Annotated in this window: 1 protein-coding gene; it reads left to right on the top strand. The window is 48.7% G+C overall.

The window, feature by feature from the left end; all coding sequences use genetic code 11:
- Positions 1-271 (top strand): nucleotide-binding protein (locus tag BLT_RS0121065; RefSeq protein WP_017729662.1); only part of this gene is annotated, 271 nt, incomplete at both ends.

Below are 271 nucleotides of genomic sequence, written 5' to 3'. Positions count from 1 at the left end.
CTAATCAAGAGCAGCGGAAGCTAATTAGCCATTTTGAGCCGAAATCACCGATCACTGAGCAATACCGGGCGATTCGGACCAATTTGGACTACGCTTCCATCGAAGAAAAGCTGCAGACGATTCTTGTCACATCGGCAGGTCCAGGAGACGGGAAGTCAACGACGGTGGCAAATCTTGCTGTTGTTTTGGCCCAGCAGGAAAAGCGGGTGCTTTTAGTTGATGCGGATTTGCGAAAGCCGACAGTTCATTATACGTTTCGCCAATTTAACCA

The organism is Halalkalibacterium ligniniphilum (assembly GCF_000334155.1).
GTDB classification, from domain to species: domain Bacteria; phylum Bacillota; class Bacilli; order Bacillales; family Bacillaceae_D; genus Halalkalibacterium; species Halalkalibacterium ligniniphilum.
This window is presented reverse-complemented; position numbering and strand designations above follow the sequence as displayed.